Source organism: Nocardia sp. CA-107356 (assembly GCF_050946365.1).
Taxonomy (GTDB): domain Bacteria; phylum Actinomycetota; class Actinomycetes; order Mycobacteriales; family Mycobacteriaceae; genus Nocardia.
In genome coordinates this window covers 9,046,997-9,065,452 of sequence record NZ_CP191992.1, presented here as the reverse complement: position 1 = coordinate 9,065,452, position 18,456 = coordinate 9,046,997, and the positions used below count along the sequence as shown (strand labels likewise).

The following is an 18,456-nucleotide window of genomic DNA, read 5'->3' as shown; positions in this document are numbered from 1 at the left end:
CGGGCCCTGTCACCGATAGATCAGGGTGATTCCTGATGGTCGGGTGTCGGTGGGCCGTGCCAGTATCGAAGGTATGTACCCGTCCATGCCCGCGTTCGATGCTGCCCGAGGGGATGACCCCCGCAGTGCCGCGTGGGGCGCTGGGCCGGGTGCGGGCGTCGCGCCCGGGTTTGCCCCGGGGCCCGGGCGCGGCTTCGGCCCGGCGCCGGTGCTGCTGTACACCGAGCCGCCGTATCCCACGCTGGTGCGGCGCTCGGGTGGCCGGATCGTCGGCGGTGTGGCCGGTGGTATCGCCGATCACCTCGGGCTCGACGTATTCAAGGTGCGGATAGCGTTCGTATTGCTGTCCGCGCTGGCGGGGGCGGGGATCGTCGCCTACGGGATGCTGTGGATCTTCACCCCGGGCGGCCATGATGCGGCGAAGCCGACCGGTCGGGAGCGCCGTCAGGCGATCGGGCTGGCTCTGCTCGGCATCGGGCTCGCGGTCGGGGTGTCGTGGTTGTTCAGCGGAACCGCGGCGAAGGTGATCGTGCCGATCGTCGTGGTTGCGGTCGGTGCGGCGCTGGTGTGGCGCGAGTACGACACCGACGGTCCGCGGTCGCTACTCGGGCTGCCCGCGCGCCCCTCGGTGGTGACCTGGTCGCGCATCGTCGCCGGCATCACGATGATCGTGCTCGGGCTCGGTGTGGTGGTGCTGGCCAGGATCGATCTGAGCTCGCTCGGTTCCGCGCTGATCGCGGTGGCGGTCACACTGGTCGGTGCCGGACTGTTGACGGTACCGCTGTGGCTGCGGATGATGCGGGCGCTGAATGCCGAGCGCTCGGCCCGCATTCGCAATGATGAACGCGAGGAGATCGCGTCCCACCTGCATGATTCGGTATTGCAGACGCTGGCGCTCATCCAGCGTCAGGCCGACGATCCACAAGAGGTGGTCCGGCTGGCGCGCAGTCAGGAGCGGGAACTGCGCCGCTGGCTCTTCGAGGATTCCGCTCCCGCACAGTCGAGTCTGGCCGCCGCGCTGCGCACGATCGCGGGTGAGGTGGAGGACCAGCACGGGGTGAAGGTGACCCCGGTGACCGTCGGCGATGTGACGATGGACGGTGACGACAGCGGATCCGGTCTGCCGAAGGAGCATTTCACCGCACTGCTCGGCGCGAGCCGGGAGGCGCTGGTGAATGCTGCCAAACATGCGGGCGTCCCGGAGATCGATCTGTTCGCCGAGGCGGAACCGCATCAGGTGAGCGTCTTCGTGCGCGATCGCGGGGCCGGATTCGATATCGCGGCGGTGCCACAGGATCGGCAGGGTGTCGCGAAATCCATTCGCGCCAGGATCGAGCGGCGCGGAGGTTCGGTGGAGATCCTGTCCACGCCCGGCCGGGGTACCGAGGTGCGGATCATCATGCCGCGCACCGATTCCGGTGATCAGGATCGGGCCGACGACGTGCCGGTCGGCGACGAACAGGGTGATGGGGCACGCCAGCCGGTTCGTAACGGTCGATGACCCGTGCCGTCCAGCGGTGGGCTCTGTGCTGACGGCGTGCGGCGGCAGGGCGAGTTTCAGGGTCTGCCGTGAGCCGATGGTGTCTCATCGACGGAACGCGAGATCGGCGACGTGGTCGAGGCGTTTGGATATCGGGGTGTCGCCGAGGCGAGTCCGGTCCGGTTGGCGAGCAGCGTATTCGAGACGTCGCATTGGCTCGCTCCGATGACGCGGTGCGGGTAGTGACTCGGATGGCGACAGATGCGATGGCGGTTGTGGTACCGATGAAGTGCGGACGGCCTGCGGGTGGTCCGTGCGTCAGGGTGGTCGATCCACCGAGGATGAGGAGAAGTAGGTGACCGTGCGGGTCTTTCTCGTCGATGATCACGCCGTATTCCGCTCGGGCGTGCGGGCGGAGCTGAGCCGGGAAACCGATATGGAGGTGGTCGGGGAGGCCGGTGGCGTGGCCGAGGCGGTCGCCGGGATCAATGCGGCGCGGCCGGATGTGGTGCTGCTCGATGTGCACATGCCCGACGGGGGTGGGGTCGCGGTGCTGTCCGGTATCGATGACGGTCCGGTGTGCTTGGCGTTGAGCGTCTCCGATGCCGCTGAGGATGTGATCGCGGTGATCCGGGCGGGCGCGCGCGGCTACGTCACCAAGACGATCTCGGGATCCGAACTGGCCGATGGCATTCGGCGGGTCGCCGGTGGCGATGCGGTATTCAGTCCGCGACTGGCCGGGTTCGTGCTGGACTCGTTCACCGGGAGGTCACCGGTGCCGGAGCCGCCGTTGGATCCCGAACTGGACTCGCTCACTCCGCGTGAACTGGAGGTGCTGCGCCTGCTCGCCCGCGGCTACACCTACCGCGAAATCGCCGAAAACCTCTACATCTCGGTGAAAACCGTTGAGACCCACGCCTCCAACGTCCTGCGCAAAACCCAGCAGTCCAACCGCAACGCCCTGACCCGCTGGGCCCACCGCCGCCGCATCGACTGAACCATTAGCGCTCTGCCGATCGTCGGGCGGCGGCTACATCATGGCGATGATGACGGCGATGATGAGGATCAGCCCGATCAGGAGTCCGATGGCGATGGCCAATGGCGCATTGCTCGGCTCTTTCGGCTTGGCGCGTTGCGGTGCGGCCGCGGCGGTGGGGCTCGCGATATTGCGCTGCGGGCGGGGCAGCGGGGTCGAGTGCGGGCTGCGCAGGCCCGATGCCGAATTGCGGGCGGCCCATGCCGGAATGGTGCCGTCCTCGGTGCGCACCGGGGCGCCGAGGATATACGGACCGGTGCCGGGACCGAATGCGGCGGTGAGGATTTCATCGCGCGCCTCGGCCATCGTCGGCCTGCGCTGCGGTGCGGGTTCCATCATGTGCAGCAGGGCGTTGGTGAGCATGCCGCTGCGGCTGGGCGGGATGATCTGGGCCATGGCGGCGCGATAGACCACGGCATCGGTGTCGTCGTCCATGCCGAACGGCGGTTGCCCTTCGATCGCGGTGTAGAGCGTGGCGCCGAGGGAGAACACATCGCTGGCCGTGGTCGGCTGCGCGCCGCGCGCCACCTCCGGGGGCAGGTAGGCCGGGGTGCCGGTGATCACGCCGTCCGGTTCGTCGGAATTGTCGGTCGCACCGCGCGAGATGCCGAAGTCGCTGAGCTTGGCCATGCCGACCACGGGGCCGCGGTCGGCGACGAGGATGTTGCCCGGTTTGATATCGCGGTGCACGATGCCCGCGGCGTGTGCGGCCGCCAATGCATCGGCGACCTGCGCCCCGATCTGCGCCACCTCGATCGGCGGCAGCGTGTTCACCAGCGCCAATGCCCTTGCGACGCTACGTGATGGCAGATGTTCCATCACCAGCCACGGCTCGCCCGCCTCGAGCACCACGTCGTACACCGCAATGGCATGCTCATGCGACAGCTTGGCCGCGACCCGGCCCTCGTGCATGATCCGGTTACGGATCTCATTGGCTTCCGCCTCCGGGAGCCCGGCGGTGGTGAGCACCTGTTTGATCGCGACATCCCGGTTGAGTAGGCGATCGTGTGCGAGCCAAACCGCGCCCATACCGCCGCCACCCAGCTTCGACTGCAGACGGTAGCGGCCAGCGACCAGATAATCGGGGCCGACAATGGGGCGAGCGCGTTCGGTCACGGGTGCGAGGGTAGCGGAAAATGGGGTTAGCTGGCCTGATTCGAGGCCGACACCCTATTGCGTCAGTAGCCGATCCGGGTGCATACCGTCCACCATGCCGATGAAGGGCGGGTGGATGCTGTAGCCGAGCATGCGCCGGATTTCCGGTGATACCGCGCGCACCGTATCGCGACTTGTCGAGAGGGTGAACGCTTCCTGAGTGCGCAACCACGGCTCGCAGTACTGCGCGGTGGCGGCCAAACGCGAGCGCGCCGAGTGGTTCGCGCCGCCGCCGTGCCAGAGGGTGCCGAGGAAGAAGACGCACGATCCGGCGGGCATGACGCCGGGCACGCGCACGTCGTCCTGCTGCGGTGTCCGACCGTCCGGCCAACGGTGACTGCCCGGGATCAGCATTGTCGCGCCGTTCTCGGCGGTGAATTCATCGATCGCCCAGATGGTGGCCGCCGACAACGCCTTTCGCGGTCGCGGCACCGGGTAGAAGCCGTCGTCGGGATGCAGGAGTTGGGCATTCTCGCCGGGGGCGATATTGATGATCTGCAACTGTGACAGCAGGTAGCCGGGTAGTAGGAGCCGATCCAGCAGGGCGAGCACGCGGGGATGGTCGACCAGCCCATCGACCATGCGCGTCTTGCCGAGCACGCTGTAGAGCCGCTGAGTGTGGTGTCCCTCGAACGCATTTCGTCCATTCGGGCCGAGGAGGGGCAGCAGTTCGGTGCGCAGGGCCGCACATTGCGCCGCGTCGAGCAGTCCATCGAGGATGACGTAGCCGTCACGGTCGAGGGCGGCGAGATCGGCGTCCACCTGTGCGGCTGGGACGTCGCGCGTCGCGTGCACCGCGCGGTGGGTTCGGGACAGGTCGCCGGTGAGATCCTCGAGTCGTTCGACCTCTGGCTGGGTGTTGCTCATCGTTGTTCTTCCTTCCCCGAGCCGGTTGCTCCGGCCACGAATTCCCACACTTGGTCGGCGACGACGGCGCGGTCCGGTCGCGGGTTGCGGGTGAGCGCCACCGCCACGGCCATGTTCACGCCGCCGAGGACGGCCGCGACGAGTAACTCCGGGTCGCGGTCTGCGGGCACCGCGCCTTGGCGCTGGCCCTGAGCCATATTCCGGATGCCGACCTCGATCGCCTGCTGCAGTCGTTGGCGTTCCACACTCGCCGCCTCGGCGTCACCGAATCGGCCGAGTGCGACGGGGGCGAGCGGATCGTCATAGAGGAAGTTCACCCAGGCAACGACGCGCGCGTGTTCGCGTTCGCGCCAATCCTTTCCGGCGAACTCCGCATAGGTGACCTGCTCGCCGAGGCGGTCGTAGAAGTCGGTGATGACGGCGGTGAGCAGTCCGCTGCGCGAGCCGAAGTATCGGTAGGGCAGTCCGACGCTGACTCCGGCGCGGCGGGCTACGGCCGCCACCTCGAGTTCTCCGGTTTCGCTCAACTCCGCATGCGCCGCCTCCAGCAGGCGCCTACGTGCGGTCGCGCCGCGGCGGGACCATTCTTGGTCGCTCATGACTCCGCCTCGCTGGCGCTCGGTTCCGTCATGACCGACATGTCGGCTGTGTTGATGTTCGCTCGCTGCGCTCACTCATGACTCCGCCTCGCTGGCGCTCGGTTCCGTCATGACCGACATGTCGGCTGTGTTGATGTTCGCTCGCTGCGCTCACTCATGACTCCGATCTTAAGTTGAGTTCAACTCAAAAACAACGGCATCGTTGCGAAGTAGTCGAGGTCGGTGTGCGCACTTGACGGAAGTCGGGGGCGGGTTTCTACTGAGCGGATATCGAACGTATATTCGATAGCGATCGATAGCTGAGTCGGTGCTGAACCTTGATCGTGAGGGTTCACTCCGCGTGCTTCGCCTCGGGTCCATCGTGGAAGTAGGTGGTTGTGATGGGTTCGGCTGAGGATTCAGGGGCGGGGAAGCGGCGGGATGGGATGCCGCCGCGGGATAAACCGACACTGGATGAGCTGCGCCGACGGATGGTGGCGATACCCGGACGCGGGGAAGCGGCGGCCGAGCGGATACCTCGTGCCGCCGAATTGCACCGGGAGGCGCTGGCCGTGCCGCCTGCCCTTGCCGAGCTGTTGCCCGATGGCGGCCTGATCAAGGGTTCGGTCGTGGCCTACTCGGGTGCGAGTTCGCTGCTGGTCGGGCTGCTGGCCGCGGTGACCGAGGGGGGCGGACATGCCGCGGTGGTCGGGGTGCCCCGGCTCGGGCTGCTCGCCGCGGTCGAGATGGGCGCGCAACTGCAACGCCTCGCCGTCGTCGCCGATCCCGGCCCGGATCCGGTGGAGGTGGCCGCGGTATTGCTCGACGGTCTCGATCTGGTGGTGCTCGGCCTCGGCGGCATGGCCGTCGCCCCATCTCGCACCCGCGTCATCGCCGCCCGCGCCCGCAGCAAGGGCGCCACCCTGGTGGTCACCGACGGTCGCTGGCCCAACCCGTCCCTGCGCCTGGACACCCGCGTCGCCGGGTACGGCGGTCTCGGCGCTGGCCACGGTCGACTCCGCTCGGTGCGTCTGGAGGTCGCGGTCCGTGGCAAGGCGGGCCCGCCATGCCACGGCCGAATCGAACTGCGCCCCAGCACGAGTCGCGTGGAGTGGGTATCGCTGGAAACGGTCGCCGATGAGGCGACGATCGAGGCACACGGTGCGGCGTCATGAGCCGGCCCGGGGTCACCGCCGCGCCATGAGTTCATCTGCGCGAAGCGGTCTTTCCATCGATTCGGAGTCTCGACGCGGCGGCGGGCCGGGCACCCCATCTCGTGATCGGGCACCCCATGCAGCGGGTGCCCGGTTGTCACACGGGGTGCCCGCAGAGGTGGGGTGGTGATTCGGCCGGGTCGGGGGCGGGTGTTGGGGCTGTGGTGTCGGGACTGGGGGGCGGTGACGGCGGCGGCGGTGGCGCGGGTGCCTGCTACGCGGCCGGTGGCGGTGTTGTTCGGCAATAAGGTGGTGGAGTGTTCGGCCATTGCCAGGGCCGAGGGGGTGCGGCGCGGACTGACCAAGCGGGAGGCGCAGTCGCGGTGTCCGAATGTGTATGTCGCGCAGGCGGATCCGGATCGGGATGCGCGGTTGTTCGAGCCGGTGGTCGCGGCCATCGATGCGACGGTGCCCGGTGTGGAGGTGCTGCGTCCCGGGCTGCTCGTACTCGGTGCGCGGGGTGCGGCACGGTATTTCGGGTCCGAGGAGGCGGCGGCCGAACGGCTCGTCGATGCGGCGGCCGCGGTGGGGGTGGAGGCGCAGATCGGCATCGCCGACGAGTTGTCGACGGCGGTGATCGCGGCGCGGTTTGCCGCGATCGTGCCGACCGGCGAGGGTGCGCGGTTCCTGGCGCCGCTGCCGGTGCGTGAACTCGCGCTCGAACCGAGCCTGGCCGCACCGGAGCGCATCGATCTGGTGGATCTGTTGCACCGCTTGGGACTGCGACGGATCGGTGATTTCGCAATGCTGACCTCGTTCGAGGTCACCTCGCGCTTCGGCGCCGATGCCGTGCTCGCGCACCGCTGTGCCAGGGCCGTGCCGGAGCGGCCGCCGTCCGCGCGCCGTCCGCCGCCGGATCTGGCGGTGCAGTACCGCTGTGATCCGCCGATCGATCGGATCGATGCGGCCGCCTTCGCGGGCCGCATGCTCGCCACCCAGCTGCACGAGGCGTTGTCGCGTGCCTCGATGGCCTGCACCCGGTTATCGATATCGGCGGAAACCGAGGCGGGTGAACAACTTTCGCGCATCTGGCGGTGCGCCGAACCGCTGACCCCGGATGGCACCGCGGATCGGGTGCGCTGGCAGCTGGACGGCTGGCTCACCCGCCGCGACCGCCCCACCGCACCGATCACACTGCTGCGCCTGGAACCCGTCGAAGTCGTTGCGGCAAGCGCACTTCAGCTCGGCCTGTGGGGTGGCGTCGGCGAGGAGGACGAGCGGGCCCGCCGCGCGTTGATCCGGGTGCAGGGTCTGCTCGGCGGCGAGGCGGTCCGGGTCGGCGTGCTCAGCGGTGGGCGCGGACCCGCCGAACGCATCACCATGGTCGCACTCGGTGACGAGCCGGTTCCGGCCACTGACCCGGCTCTGCCCTGGCCCGGCCGCCTACCCCGCCCCGCACCCGCGGTGATCCTGGTGAACCGCCCGGTGGTGCAGCTGGAGGCCGCCGACGGAACCCCGGTGCAGGTCACCGACCGCGGCCTGTTCACCGCCGACCCGACCCTGCTGCGCTGGGGCAGCAAACAGTGGCAACTCGCGGGCTGGGCGGGTCCGTGGCCGGTGGACGAACACTGGTGGACTCCGGAATCCGACACCCTCTGCGCCGGAATCGCCGCCCGCATCCAGGTGCAGCTCGCCGGTGAACCGGCCGATGTCCGTGTCCTACTGCTCATCTATAACGACCGGACTTGGCGTGCGGAAGGGCTTTACGACTGACGATGCACAGATGTGTTGCGCGGCTGGCTGTTACGCGATCACACCATGCGCGAACGACCAGCGCTGGCTCCGGTTCAGCCGGGAATCCAACAGATCGCTGCCGGGCACGACTGTCGCCGATAGGGTGCCGGATCGGTCGGGTGACAGCCGGTTACGGGCGCGACCACACCAACGCGAGCGTGAACGGATGTCCGCGCAGCTCAGCCCATTTCGGCTTGGCCGCGATCCACGCGTCATCCACGAGTGCCTCCGCCATCTCGGTGAGCACCCACCCTGCCGACAACGCCGCCGACACCTGTTCGCTGATCAAATGCAGATGCGTACTGATCGCGACCGGCTCACCCGTCGCGGGCGTGTAGTGCGTCGGCATGCCGGTCACCATCATGAACTGCGGGTGATAACTGACCGTGACGCATTTGCCGTCGGGTGCGGCCAGCCGCCAGGCCTCGGCGTAGTAGGGCCGCAGGTCGTCCAAGTGCTCATCGATCAGTGAGGAGATCACCAAATCGTATGTGCCACTGGCTAATCCGGTATCACGTACGTCGGCCTTGGTGAGCGTGGTGTGCACCCCTCGCCCGCGTGCTCGCTCGAGCATCCCCGCGCTCACATCGACGCCATCGATCCGCCGAATTCCCCGCTCCCGCAACCAAGCTCCGGTCCGCCCGGTCCCGCAGCCGAGATCCGCGACGCGCCGCATCGCGCTCCAGTTCGGGGTTCGCAGCCGATCCAGCAGCGCGAGATCCATCTCGTCCATGACAGTCTGCTCATACGTAGGCGCCCACCCGTCATACCCGGCGGCGACGTCAACGGTCCGATAGTTGCGGCGATCGAAGTCCGCGAAGGAGGGCATAGTCGGAGTATTGCCGTGATCCCCCGGAATCCGCCAGGTGATTTCCGGTCCGGGCAGCTTCGCACTCGCCAGGTAACTTCGCGAGACCGCTACACGAAAGCAGCCGCCGTCGCAGGCCGCCGCGTCGGTGGGGTTCTCGGTGATTGCGGAGCTGGTGGTGCTGGTGGGGCTGATGGGTAGTGATGCGCGCGACAAGTCGGGGGCGGGTGCATGGCGACGCCGGTAGCCTCGGAAATCGTGGATCTCACGGTGACCAGGGCTGCGTTCGACGGCGTGCAGATCGCCTATCGGGATTCCGCGGTCGGCGCTGGCGTGCCGGTCGTGCTGGTGCACGGTATGGGCGGGGACGGGCATACCTGGGATCGGTTCGCGCACACGTTGGCACGGGCCGGGCGGCGGGTCATCATTCCCGATCTGCGCGGGCACGGGCGTAGCGCGCACACCGAGTCGTATCTATTCGCCGAATTCGGCGACGACGTGCTGAACCTCTGTGACCGACTCGGATTGGAATCGGTGGATCTGGTCGGGCATTCGCTGGGTGGCTACGCGGTCTCGTGTGTCGCGCAGGAGCGGCCCGAGTTGGTGCGGCGGCTGGTCATCGAGGAGTGTCCGATGCCACTGCGCTCGGGCGACGAAGAGGTGAAGCTGACCCATCGCTTTCCGACGATTCCGGAACTCTGGCATGCCACCACCAGCCTGATCCGGCATCCGCGCGCGGTACTTGCCTTCGATCGCTCGATGACGCGGACCGCGCTCGAGCAGTTCCGCAAACCGAATCCGGAGTGGTGGGACCGGCTCTCCGATATCACCGCGCCCACCCTGGTGCTGCGCGGCGGCCCCGGCGGCATGGTCGATCCGGAAAAACTGTCGATCCTGCGCACTACCATCCCGGACTGCACGGTGGCCGCCTTCACCTGCGGCCACAGCATTCACCGCGACCGCTACCGCGAATTCGAGGACGCCGTCCTGCCATTCCTCGCCGTGAACTGAGTGCACCCCACCTGCCCGCTTTGTCCCGGATTTCGTGGTGTGGGCCGCGGTGTCGGGGCGGCGGATTCTAGAGTGAAGCGATGTCCGCGCTAGACCGTCCGGTTCTGTTCTTCGCCGACGAGCAGTCGTTCCGCGACTGGCTCACGGACAACTACGCCTTGGTAGACGGGGTCTGGCTGCGCTTCGCCAAGAAGGGCTCCGGACGCGTCTCGCTGAACCATGCGGGCGCGCTGCGGCAGGCGCTGTGCTTCGGCTGGATCGATGGGCAGGCGCGCGGCGAGGATGAGCAGTTCTGGCAGGTCGGCTTCACCCCGCGACGTAAGCGCAGCCCGTGGTCGCTGCGCAATATCGGGCTGGTCGCCGAGTTGATCGAGCTGGGGCTGATGCATCCGGCCGGACAGGCCGAGATTGATCGGGCCAAGGCGGACGGCCGCTGGGATGTGGCCTATGGCGCCGATACGGTGCCGCCGGACTTCCTCGACGCGCTCGCGCGAAATCCCGAGGCCGAGGCCTTCTTCCGGACACTGGGCAACCAGCATCGGGCCGCTGTCGGCTATTTGCTCGCCGACGCCGTGAGACCCGAGACCAGGGCGCGGCGCATCGAGAAGTTCGTGCAGAGATTCGCCGACGGACAGACGTTGGACTGATGGGATTCGAAGGAATGCTCTGCTCGGCGGCGGCCGCGGTCGATGTGCCCCTGCCCGGCACGGCAACTCGGGTGACGGGGTGGTTGTGTGTCGAGCAGCCGGGTGCGTGGGGCCGGGATGTGATCGGTGACGAAGTGCTCGGCCAGGAGATCACGGCGGAACTGGCGGCCCGTACCACTGCTGCGAAGGTGCGCCCGACGCTGATCCGGCGACCCGGCCGCAGCGAATTCACCGGCACCCGAACGGTTTTGATCGCCAGTTCGGGTCCGCGGGGTTCCTGGTGTGAACGCTTCGAGATCACCGACCTGAAGCAGTTGCTGGAGCTGGACCTGCACCTGGTGAACGGACCATCGCCGGGAATCGGTGCGCCCGTGCGTGATCCGTTGATCCTGGTCTGCGCGCACGGGAAACGCGATCAATGCTGTGCGCTGTTCGGCCGTCCGATCGCCGCGAATCTGGCCGCGGACTATCCGGACCAGGTCTGGGAGTGCTCGCACACCGGCGGCCATCGCTTCGCTCCGGCCATGGTGCTGCTGCCCTCCGGCCTGACCTACGGCCGCGTCGATACCGCGGCCGCCATCGCGGCGGTCGAGGCCGCGCGCCGCGGCACGGTCTCATTGGCCGGTCTGCGCGGCCGTAGCGGGTATGGGCCGGTCGAGCAGGTCGCCGAAATCACGGTCCGCGAACAGGTTTCGGCGGGCGTCGATGATCTCATCGTCGACCTCGAAACCGATTCCGCCGCAACCGATCCCACCCTCGCTGGGGTCGCGCTGGTAACTCATCGCGACGGCCGCCGCTGGCGTGTGACGGCTCGCACCGTCGGATTGCCTGCGCGCCAGGCCAGTTGCGGCGCCGCCCCGAAACCGGTCACGGCGGTCGTGGCCGACCAGATCCACTCCTTGACCATACGCTGACCGCCCGATCCAGCACCTGGATCGGCGCCGCGGCCGAGCACACGTATCTACTTCCCCGATCCGTCCTCGGCTGAGAACGACGAACGGGACATGGCCGCGGCGGTCAGTGGTAAACCACCGCGACCAGGTCCCGCTCGCGGCGACCTTTATCGCCCCCTGCGGGATGAAGGTCGCGGGATCACCAGTGGGTGCCGGGGACCCAGCGGGCGGCGCGGCGCAGGGCGGTGCCGGTAACCCGGCGGGCTGCCGACTGGTGGCGCGGTTCCCGGCGTGAGGCAGGCGATTGCGCCGGTTCGTCATCCGTGGCGTCCACCTGCTCGCCCTTGGCGGCGGGTGAGTCGGGCAGGGCGCGGTAGTAGCGGTGCAGGATGCGGTCGCGAATTTTCGGGGTGAGCAGCGCACCGTATTCGGCGATTGTGCCGAGCGGGACGTCGATGCGCTTGGGACGCTCGGTCAGTGCGCGCACGATGGTGGCCGCGGCCCACTCTGGCGACTCCGACGGTCCCTGAGCACCGCTCGGGGTGATCATCGGGGTGCGCACCAGTGGCATATGGATGGTGGTGAAAGTGACACCGTCGGCCATGGTTTCGACCGCGGCGACCTCGGTGAACTTATCCAGCGCCGCCTTGCTCGCGAGGTAGGCGGAGAAGCGCGGGGTGGCCACCTGCACGCCCGCACTGCTGATATTGACGATGTGGCCGAACTTGCGCTCGCGCATCTGCGGCAGCAGCGCCAGCGTCAACCGCAGTGCGCCGAAGTAATTGACCGCCATGGTGCGTTCGAAATCGTGCAGCCGGTCGGTGGAGCGGTGGATGGCGCGGCGGATGGAGCGGCCCGCGTTGTTCACCAGCATGTCGACGTGGCCGTGTTCGTCCAGAATGGTCTTGACGGCATGGTCGACGGAATCGGAATCGGTTACGTCGCACTGGTATCCGTAGGCGGTGCCGCCCTCGGCCCGGATCTCCTCGACCACGGCCGCGAGTTCGTCGGCGCGCCGGGCGAGCAGGAAGACGATGGCGCCCCTATCCGCGACGGCCAGCGCGGCGGCCCGGCCGATGCCGGAGGACGCGCCGGTGATGAGTACATGCCGCCCCGTGAGGTCGTGAGTGCGGCGGTTGCGCCGGACCTGCCCGCGCGGGTCGGCGTCGTCAGCGGAAGCTCGGGGGCCACCCGTCTCCCGGCCGCCACCCCCCACGGAATCGCTACGCGATGCTGTATTCATCGCTGCTCCTTTGCAGGTCGAGTTGGCATGAACTTACTCCGAAGTAAGTTTACCTGCCAAGTGCGCTCTGCTCGATTGGTGACATTCGCGGGCCTTCCGTGGTTGCGCAAGCCGCTGCCTCCGGGCGCTTCGCGCACGCCGCCGTGTCGCGTCGAGCGGTCGAATCGCCGGGCGCGCCGAGGTGCTCGAACCGGTGTCGAATCTATCGAACATATGTGCGATACTCTGCGCATGGCGGACGATCGGATGGCGGAAATCTTTGCCGCGGTGCGGCTCTCCGGCAGCGACCCGGAGGCGGCGCGGCGGATGCTGGAGGAACTGTGGGACGAGCTCGGCGACGGTGGGGATCCGTTGCAGCGCTGTGTGATTGCGCATCACCTTGCCGATCTGCAGGGCGCGGCCGAAGGCGCGCTGCGCTGGGATCAGCGCGCCCTGGCCGCGGTATTCGGCCCCGGCGTTCCGCTCGATGAGGGGCTGCGCGGATTCCTACCTTCGCTCTACCTGAATCTCGCCGACAGTCATCGTCGCGTGGGTGACTTCGATGTGGCCTATATGCAGTTGACCATCGCGCGCGGGCACCTCGACGTCCTCGCCAATGACGCCTATGGCGCCGTGATCCGCTCCGGTCTGGACAAGGTCGAGGCCGCGTTGGCCGAGAAGTCGATGGCGTCGCTTCCGGCTATCTGATTCGACCGGTACCCGCACCTCCCGCGCAGTTCGAATGTATGTTCGAATAGTGAGGAGGTGATGTGTCATGGGTTGGAGCAATGGCCCGCCGACCTGGGCGGAGATGGAGCGGGTGCTGTCCGGGCGACCCGGTCGGACGAATCCGGATGCGATGTATCCGGGCGACGGCGGCGACAGTCCGGCGTGGTCGCGCAAGCGTGGGGAGTATCGGGCCGAACCGGTCGAACCAACCGCTGAACCGGTGGTGCCCTACGCCGAGTTGCACGCGCATTCGGCCTACAGCTTCCTCGATGGTGCGAGTCAGCCGGAGGAACTGGTGGAGGAGGCGGTGCGGCTCGGGCTAGCGGCGATCGCACTCACCGATCACGACGGCTTCTACGGAACCGTGCGCTTCGCCGAGGCGGCCAAGGAATGGGGTATACCGACGGTATTCGGATCCGAATTGTCGCTCGGCACCGCGGAAGACGCACCGCAACTGGGGAATTCGCTCGGACATGTCAGCGCCCCTGATTCGGCGCCGCGCACCGGCTCGCCGGACCCCGCCGGTCCGCATCTGCTGGTGCTCGCACACGGTCAAGAGGGCTATCGCCGACTCTCCCGCGAGATCGCGGCCGCGCATATGGCCGCAGGGGAGAAGGGCATCCTCCGCTACGACCTGGACGCACTCACCACGGCGGCGGGCGGGCACTGGCACATCCTGACCGGCTGCCGCAAAGGCCATGTCCGTCAGGCCCTCGACCGCGACCTGCTCACGGGGGACACCCGTCTGGCGCGGGCGGAGGCCGCCCTGCGCGACCTGACCGAACGCTTCGGCGGCGACCGGGTGAGCGTGGAACTCACCCATCACGGCATTCCGGAGGACGACGAACGCAACACCCACCTCATCGCACTGGCCGACCGCCTCGGCCTGCCCGTATTGGCTACCACCGGAGCGCATTTCGCCGCACCCGCCCAACGTCGCCGCGCCATGGCGCTCGCGGCGATCCGGGCGCGCCAGAGCCTCGACGATATCGCGGGCTGGCTGGCGCCGACCGGTGGCGCGCATCTGCGCTCCGGTGCGGAGATGGCGCAGTTGTTCGCCGCCTGTCCGCAGGCGGTGGCGAATGCGGTGACGCTGGCCCGTGAGTGCGCCTTCGATCTGAAGTTGATCGCACCGAAGCTGCCGCCGTTCGACGTGCCCGACGGCTACGACGAGGCGTCGTGGTTGCGTGAACTCACCCTCGCGGGCGCCGCTCGACGCTACGGTCCGCCACCGGAAAATCCCAAGGCGTATCGGCAGATCGAGCACGAACTCGCGATCATCGAGCAGATGAAGTTTCCCGGCTACTTCCTGGTGGTGCACGATATCGTCGGCTTCTGCCGGGATAACGACATTCTGTGCCAGGGCCGGGGTTCGGCGGCCAATTCGGCCGTCTGCTACGCGATCGGCATCACCAATGTCGACCCGGTCGCCGCCGATCTGCTGTTCGAACGATTCCTCGCCCCGGAGCGCGACGGCCCGCCCGATATCGACGTCGATATCGAATCCGATCGCCGCGAAGAGGCGATTCAGCACGTCTACACCAAATACGGCCGTGAATATGCCGCGCAGGTGGCGAATGTGATCACCTATCGCGGCAAGTCCGCGGTCCGCGATGCCGCACGCGCACTGGGCTTTTCGCCGGGACAGCAGGATGCCTGGAGTAAACAGGTGAGTCGCTGGACCGGAGTCGGCACCGAGACCGGTACCGACATTCCCGCGGAAGTGCTGGAGCTGGCCACCGAAATCGAGGGTCTGCCGAGGCATCTCGGCATCCACTCCGGCGGCATGGTGATCTGTGACCGGCCCATCGCCGATGTCTGCCCGGTCGAATGGGCGCGCATGCCCGGTCGCAGCGTGCTGCAGTGGGATAAAGACGATTGCGCCGCAATAGATCTGGTGAAGTTCGACCTACTCGGCCTCGGCATGCTCTCCGCGCTGCACTACATGATCGATATGGTGCGCGAACACAAGGGCGAAACGGTTGAGCTGCACAAGCTGGACCTGAAGGAAGCCGCTGTCTACGAAATGCTTTCGCGTGCCGATTCGGTGGGGGTGTTCCAGGTGGAGTCGCGGGCACAGATGGCCACGCTGCCCCGGCTGAAGCCGCGGAAGTTCTACGACCTGGTGGTGGAGGTGGCGCTGATCCGCCCCGGCCCGATCCAGGGTGGCTCGGTGCACCCCTACATCCGTCGCCGCAATGGCCACGAGAAGGTGCGCTATGACCATCCGGCGCTGGAGAATTCGCTGGAACGTACCCTCGGCGTCCCGTTGTTCCAGGAACAGCTCATGCAGATGGCCATCGATGTCGCCGGTTTCACCGCCGCCGAGGCCGATCAGCTGCGCCGCGCCATGGGCTCCAAACGCTCCCCGGAACGCATGGAGCGCCTCAGGGGCAGGCTGTATCAAGGCATGCGCGACCTGCACGGCATCACCGGCGAAGTCGCCGACCGCATCTATGAGAAGCTCTACGCCTTCGCGAATTTCGGCTTCCCGGAAAGCCACTCGCAGAGCTTCGCCTCGATCGTGTTCTACTCGGCATGGTTCAAACTGCACTATCCGGCGGCCTTCTGCGCCGGACTGCTGCGCGCCCAGCCGATGGGTTTCTACTCCCCGCAGTCGCTCGTCGCCGACGCGCGCAGGCACGGAGTCCTGGTGCACGGACCCGATATCAACGCCAGCCGCGCCGAACCCGCCCTGGAAAACCACGGTGACGAGGTGCGTCTGGGTCTCGCGACGATCCGCCACATCGGCACCGACCTGGCCGAGCGCATTGTCGCCGCACGCTCGGCTGGCGCGTACACCTCGTTTCTCGATTTGACCGGACGGGTAGAACTCACCGTTGCCCAAGCCGAATCTCTCGCCACCGCAGGTGCTTTGGGCTGTCTCGGCATCACCCGCCGCGAGGCCCTGTGGGCGGCGGGCGCCGCGGCGGGCGAACGCCCCGACCGACTCCCCGGCACCGGCGCCGCCACCACCGCACCCGCCCTGCCCGGTATGAGCGAACTCGAATTGGCCGCCGCCGACGTCTGGGCCACCGGCGTCTCCCCGGGCAGCTATCCCACCGAATTCCTCCGCCCCCAACTGGATGCGCTCGGCGTCATCCCGGCCGCCGGGCTGCTCGACGTGCCCGACGGCTCCCGCGTCCTGGTCGGCGGCGCGGTCACACACCGCCAACGCCCCGCCACCGCCGCCGGTGTCACCTTCCTCAATCTGGAGGACGAAACCGGCATGGTGAACGTCGTCTGCTCGGTCGGCCTTTGGACCCGTTACCGCCGCTTGGCCCAGGGCGCCACCGCCCTGCTCATCCGCGGCCGGGTCCAGAACGCCGAGGGCGCGGTCAGCGTCGTCGCCGAACATCTGCAGCGCATGGACCTGCGCGTCGACTCGAAGTCGCGCGACTTCCGTTGAGGTCCAGAACATTCCGTTCACATTGGCGGCCTGCTCCGGTACCGGCTGGATGACATCCCAGTGTTCGACCAGCTTTCCGTCGTCGAGGCGGAAGATAGAGAGCACCCTCAATCAGCGCGTGGCCATGCCGTTCAAGCGGGAACTGACCGAACGCACGGCCGCCGCGATCCGACGCTGTACGGATGCCGGTTCCGCACCCGCCGACGACCCGGTATCGGTCATGTTGGACCTGCGTGCTGCGGTGCACGGCGCGGTGTCGATGCGGCTCAACGAACCGGGCCGGTCCTGGCCGCCGCTCGCCGATCAGATCGAACTGGTCGGTATCGCTCCGATCTCGGGGAGACGGCCCACGACGAGCTTCGTGACCGAATTCACCGCAGCGGCTAACCTGCGTCCATGCGGAAGCTTGCTGTGCTGGTGATCGGCCTGCTGGGTGTGGCGTTGCTGGTCGGCTGTGGTGATGACAAGGGCGACGACAAAACCGGTTCGGGGCGGTCGAGCATGGCGACCGTGGCGCCGATGGCGCCGCCACCGAGTCTGCGCGAGGGTTCCCCTGCGAAGGGGGATACCGGTGCGAACACCGTCGAGTCGCGCAAGGAGGTCATCACCGGCAGCGTCGATATCACCGCCGGGGATCCGATCAAGGTGGCCGGTCAGGTCACCGATCAGGTGCGCGAGGTCGGCGGCCGGGTGGACAGCCGCACCGAGCAGCCGGGGACCGACGACACCGATCCGGAGGCGACCCTCACCGTGCGGGTGCCCGCGGATAAGACCGACAAATTCATCGATGGCCTCGGCGGGGTCGGCCGGGTCACCCGGATGAGCACCAACCGCGATGACGTCACCATGCAATGGGAGGACCTCGACGCCAGGATCAAGGCGCTGCAGGCCTCGGTCGACCGGTTGCGCACGCTCATCGCCGGAGCCACCAATACCGCGGATCTCATCGCCGCCGAGCAGGCGCTGTCGAGTCGTCAGGGTGAACTCGACAGCCTCACCGCGCAGAAGCGCCACCTCGACGATCAGGTCGCGTTATCCACGCTCACCATCGACATCACCACCGAGGACAAGAAATCCGAGGAGGGTCCGTCCAACTTCTGGGACGGCATCGTCTCCGGCTGGCATTCGCTGGTGGATTGGCTGAAGGACGCGGTCGTGTTCACCGGCAAGGCGATTCCGTGGCTCGGGTTCGTCGTGGTGATCGGCGCGGTGGTGTGGGGTGTGGTGCGAGGCGTGTGGGGTGCTCGCAAGGGCGGGTCCGCGAGTCCGAAAGAATCCACCGGCAGATCCGAGAACTCTGCGGCGGTGGTCGGTGCTGCGACCGGGGCGGGCACAACGGCAGCCGAAGGTGCCGACGCGGGTGTGAGTGCCGGAACCGGTGCGGGCACTGGGACGGCGAAAGGTGCTGGGACGATAGGAGATACAGGTGCCGACGGTGGTAAGGGCGACGATCAGACCGAACAGCCGTAAGGGCCCACTCGTCGAAACCCTCGACGACGGCACCCTCCAGCTGTACGTGCGCGCCCCCGCCGTGGCAGGCAAGGCCAATAAGGCCGCCATCGAACTCCTGGCCGAGCATTACGGCGTCCCCAAATCCGCCGTCCGCTTGGCCGCCGGCGCGACCTCCCGCTTCAAACGCTTCGAAGTCGACCTCTGAAACCCGCACCAGCGCA

The 18,456-nt window shown here is 67.7% G+C and carries 17 protein-coding genes; 12 read left to right on the top strand and 5 right to left on the bottom strand.

Annotation, left to right across the window (positions count from 1 at the left end; translation table 11 throughout):
- Nucleotides 1–85 precede the first annotated feature (85 nt).
- Nucleotides 86–1,501, top strand: a complete 1,416-nt coding sequence (locus ACQP1G_RS41060; RefSeq protein ID WP_433195336.1) for an ATP-binding protein — start codon at nt 86–88, stop codon at nt 1,499–1,501.
- A 340-nt stretch (nt 1,502–1,841) separates the two neighbouring features.
- Nucleotides 1,842–2,477, top strand: coding sequence for a response regulator (locus ACQP1G_RS41055; RefSeq protein ID WP_433209257.1), 636 nt, complete (start codon nt 1,842–1,844; stop codon nt 2,475–2,477).
- 33 nt (nt 2,478–2,510) lie between these two features.
- On the opposite strand, the gene ACQP1G_RS41050 is transcribed toward ACQP1G_RS41055, so the two are convergent.
- From ACQP1G_RS41050 to ACQP1G_RS41040, 3 genes are read right to left on the bottom strand one after another with little or no spacing between them, the layout of a single operon-like run.
- Nucleotides 2,511–3,632 (bottom strand): serine/threonine-protein kinase, encoded by a 1,122-nt coding sequence (locus ACQP1G_RS41050; protein WP_433195334.1) that lies wholly within the window; start codon nt 3,630–3,632, stop codon nt 2,511–2,513.
- Between the two features lie 54 nt (nt 3,633–3,686).
- Nucleotides 3,687–4,538, bottom strand: a complete 852-nt coding sequence (locus ACQP1G_RS41045; protein ID WP_433195332.1) for a phytanoyl-CoA dioxygenase family protein — start codon at nt 4,536–4,538, stop codon at nt 3,687–3,689.
- A complete protein-coding gene (locus tag ACQP1G_RS41040; protein ID WP_433195330.1) occupies nt 4,535–5,137 on the bottom strand; it encodes a TetR/AcrR family transcriptional regulator in 603 nt (200 codons plus the stop codon). Before ACQP1G_RS41040 ends, ACQP1G_RS41045 begins: the two co-directional genes overlap by 4 nt.
- 380 nt (nt 5,138–5,517) lie before the next feature.
- Between ACQP1G_RS41040 and ACQP1G_RS41035 the strand changes: the two genes are divergently transcribed.
- Both ACQP1G_RS41035 and ACQP1G_RS41030 read left to right on the top strand, forming a co-directional pair.
- Nucleotides 5,518–6,291, top strand: a complete 774-nt coding sequence (locus ACQP1G_RS41035) for a hypothetical protein (RefSeq protein WP_433195328.1) — start codon at nt 5,518–5,520, stop codon at nt 6,289–6,291.
- Between the two features lie 165 nt (nt 6,292–6,456).
- Nucleotides 6,457–8,043, top strand: coding sequence for a DNA polymerase Y family protein (locus ACQP1G_RS41030; RefSeq protein ID WP_433195326.1), 1,587 nt, complete (start codon nt 6,457–6,459; stop codon nt 8,041–8,043).
- 151 nt (nt 8,044–8,194) lie between these two features.
- On the opposite strand, the gene ACQP1G_RS41025 is transcribed toward ACQP1G_RS41030, so the two are convergent.
- Entirely contained in the window at nt 8,195–9,088 is an 894-nt protein-coding gene (locus ACQP1G_RS41025) for a class I SAM-dependent DNA methyltransferase (protein ID WP_433195324.1), read from the bottom strand.
- A 15-nt stretch (nt 9,089–9,103) separates the two neighbouring features.
- On the opposite strand from ACQP1G_RS41025, the gene ACQP1G_RS41020 reads away from it, so the two are divergent.
- From ACQP1G_RS41020 to ACQP1G_RS41010, 3 genes are all read left to right on the top strand, one after another.
- Nucleotides 9,104–9,883: an alpha/beta fold hydrolase gene (locus ACQP1G_RS41020; RefSeq protein WP_433195322.1), complete on the top strand. Its 780-nt coding sequence runs from the start codon at nt 9,104–9,106 to the stop codon at nt 9,881–9,883.
- Nucleotides 9,884–9,963: 80 nt separating this feature from the next.
- Entirely contained in the window at nt 9,964–10,530 is a 567-nt protein-coding gene (locus ACQP1G_RS41015; RefSeq protein ID WP_433195320.1) for a YdeI/OmpD-associated family protein, read from the top strand.
- Nucleotides 10,530–11,444, top strand: a complete 915-nt coding sequence (locus ACQP1G_RS41010; protein ID WP_433195318.1) for a sucrase ferredoxin — start codon at nt 10,530–10,532, stop codon at nt 11,442–11,444. The genes ACQP1G_RS41015 and ACQP1G_RS41010 overlap by 1 nt, the downstream gene beginning before the upstream one ends.
- A gap of 178 nt (nt 11,445–11,622) precedes the next feature.
- Here the strand turns inward: ACQP1G_RS41010 and ACQP1G_RS41005 are convergent, their stop codons facing one another.
- Nucleotides 11,623–12,666 (bottom strand): SDR family NAD(P)-dependent oxidoreductase, encoded by a 1,044-nt coding sequence (locus ACQP1G_RS41005; RefSeq protein WP_433195316.1) that lies wholly within the window; start codon nt 12,664–12,666, stop codon nt 11,623–11,625.
- Between the two features lie 231 nt (nt 12,667–12,897).
- Between ACQP1G_RS41005 and ACQP1G_RS41000 the strand changes: the two genes are divergently transcribed.
- The 5 genes from ACQP1G_RS41000 (at nt 12,898) to ACQP1G_RS40980 (ending at nt 18,440) form a co-directional block, all read left to right on the top strand.
- Nucleotides 12,898–13,353 (top strand): hypothetical protein, encoded by a 456-nt coding sequence (locus tag ACQP1G_RS41000; RefSeq protein WP_433195314.1) that lies wholly within the window; start codon nt 12,898–12,900, stop codon nt 13,351–13,353.
- A 67-nt stretch (nt 13,354–13,420) separates the two neighbouring features.
- Nucleotides 13,421–16,783: an error-prone DNA polymerase gene (locus tag ACQP1G_RS40995; protein ID WP_433195312.1), complete on the top strand. Its 3,363-nt coding sequence runs from the start codon at nt 13,421–13,423 to the stop codon at nt 16,781–16,783.
- A 118-nt stretch (nt 16,784–16,901) separates the two neighbouring features.
- Nucleotides 16,902–17,204, top strand: coding sequence for a hypothetical protein (locus ACQP1G_RS40990; RefSeq protein ID WP_433195310.1), 303 nt, complete (start codon nt 16,902–16,904; stop codon nt 17,202–17,204).
- Nucleotides 17,180–18,253, top strand: coding sequence for a DUF4349 domain-containing protein (locus ACQP1G_RS40985; protein ID WP_433195309.1), 1,074 nt, complete (start codon nt 17,180–17,182; stop codon nt 18,251–18,253). The genes ACQP1G_RS40990 and ACQP1G_RS40985 overlap by 25 nt, the downstream gene beginning before the upstream one ends.
- Entirely contained in the window at nt 18,210–18,440 is a 231-nt protein-coding gene (locus ACQP1G_RS40980) for a DUF167 domain-containing protein (protein WP_433195307.1), read from the top strand. The genes ACQP1G_RS40985 and ACQP1G_RS40980 overlap by 44 nt, the downstream gene beginning before the upstream one ends.
- Nucleotides 18,441–18,456: the final 16 nt, after the last annotated feature.